General features: G+C 63.9%; 1 protein-coding gene. It reads right to left on the reverse strand.

What is annotated here, in order from left to right; genetic code table 11:
* Nucleotides 1-274 (reverse strand): cbb3-type cytochrome c oxidase subunit I (locus ON45_RS20605; protein WP_040496689.1); only part of this gene is annotated, 274 nt, incomplete at both ends.

Consider the following 274-nt stretch of genomic DNA (forward strand, 5'->3'; position numbering starts at 1 on the left):
ACATCGTGAGCGTCCAGTTGATGATCTTGACGCCCGTGGGCACCGCGATCGCCATGGTGGCGACCGAGAACACGGCGACCGACACCGGACCGAGACCGGAGGCGAACATGTGGTGCGCCCACACTCCCCAGCCGACGAAGCCGATGGCCGCACCCGAGAAGACGACGAACGGGTAGCCGAAGAGCGGCTTCTTCGAGAAGACCGGGAGCACTTCGGACACGATGCCGAACGCCGGCAACACGATGATGTACACCTCGGGGTGACCGAAGATCCA

This window comes from Ilumatobacter nonamiensis YM16-303 (assembly GCF_000350145.1).
Taxonomy (GTDB): Bacteria; Actinomycetota; Acidimicrobiia; order Acidimicrobiales; family Ilumatobacteraceae; genus Ilumatobacter_A; species Ilumatobacter_A nonamiensis.